Annotated in this window: 2 protein-coding genes; both read left to right on the forward strand. The window is 44.7% G+C overall.

Features of this window, described 5'->3' with window-relative positions; all coding sequences use genetic code 11:
• Positions 1–170 precede the first annotated feature (170 nt).
• Positions 171–455 (forward strand): nitrous oxide reductase accessory protein NosL, encoded by a 285-nt coding sequence (locus tag ACJ751_RS21085; RefSeq protein WP_407747497.1) that lies wholly within the window; start codon positions 171–173, stop codon positions 453–455.
• 4 nt (positions 456–459) lie between these two features.
• The coding region (locus tag ACJ751_RS21090) for a nitrous oxide reductase family maturation protein NosD (protein WP_407747496.1) at positions 460–1,655 on the forward strand (1,196 nt) is incomplete at its 3' end.

Raw genomic sequence — 1,655 nt, forward strand, 5'->3', positions numbered from 1 at the left:
AACGGTTCATGGCCTGAAACCCAATCCCATGCTTGCTTTGATGAGAATTTGTAAATAGTAAGTTACATGACGAATGTCACCTGGCAAAGCAGGGAAAGATTAAATGAAGTTTTACCATTGGTACTTATGATTGCAATCATACTCTCGATCCGCGGTTTGGCGGTGAGGTCATCACCCAAAAAGGGAAGGTGTATAAATTTGATGACATACACTGCCTGTCCTCGTTTTTAAAATCCGCATCTTCAGAAAAAACCAATCCGGCAGGGATCTACCTGCTGGAGTATGGTACCCAACAAAAGTTTGTACTTGCCAGTGAAAGTTTCCTGTTGCAAAGCAACGGGCTACATAGTCCAATGGGCGGTAATACCGCTGCGTTTGTAAACGAAGCAAACAGAAAACAAGCTCAACAACAGGTAAACGGAATAAATGTAAAATGGAATGACATTATCCAATAACTATATGAAAAACCTTTCCCTGGTTGTAACCCTGATCGTATTATCGATCCCGGCAAATGCCAAAACCTGGATCGTTCGCCCGGCCGGACCATTAAAATGGTTACAGGAGGCCATTGACCATGCAAGGCCGGGCGATACGATCTTTGTTGAAAAGGGCGTATACCGGCAACCCACCATTGTGGTAAATAAACCGCTGTACATAACAGGTATTGGTTATCCGGTCCTGGATGGACAAAAGAAATATGAGATCATGGACATCAAAAGCGATGGCGTAGTGATAGAAGGGTTTGCGGTGCAGCACTCGGGGTATTCAAGCTATAATGACATTGCCGCCATTCGTATTGTCAATAGCCGGAACGTTGTAATACGCAATAACAAATTCGACGATACTTTCTTTGGCATCTACAGCCAGCATGCGGTTAACTGCACCATCTCAGGCAATGTATTGCATTCAAATGCGGTAAATGAGATCACTTCCGCCAATGGCATCCATTGCTGGAAATGCGATAGCATGCAGATCATCAACAACATTATCAGTGGTCACCGGGACGGTATTTATTTTGAATTTGTGACCCGTTCTCAAATCAGGAAGAATGTAAGCACCGGCAATGTGCGGTACGGGTTGCATTTCATGTTCTCTAACGACGATGTATATGAAACCAATCTATTTAAGAACAACGGCGCCGGCGTGGCCGTCATGTTCTCTAAAGGCGTCACCATGCTGCAAAACACCTTTTCAGAGAACTGGGGTGGGGCCGCTTATGGCATTCTGTTAAAAGAAATTTCCGACAGCCATATTCAGCATAACCATTTTGTGCGCAATACCACCGGTATTTTTATGGAAGGCACCAACCGCATAAAAGTTGAACAGAATGTTTTTGACAACAACGGCTGGGCATTAAAGATCCAGGCCAGTTGCAACGATAATACCATTACCGGTAACAACTTCATCGGTAACAGTTTTGATGTAGCTACCAATGGCACACTGGTGCTGAATACCTTCAACAACAATTACTGGGATAAATACGAGGGCTACGATTTGAACCGGGATGGAGTAGGGGATGTGCCCTACCGGCCGGTTAGTGTATATGCCATGATTGCCGAACGCAACCCGGTAACTATGATGTTGTTCCGCAGTTTTATTACCGGTTTGCTCGATAAGGCAGAGAAAACGATCCCCGGTTTTATTCCCGAGAACCT

The organism is Niastella sp., assembly GCF_045805085.1.
Lineage (GTDB): Bacteria > Bacteroidota > Bacteroidia > Chitinophagales > Chitinophagaceae > Niastella.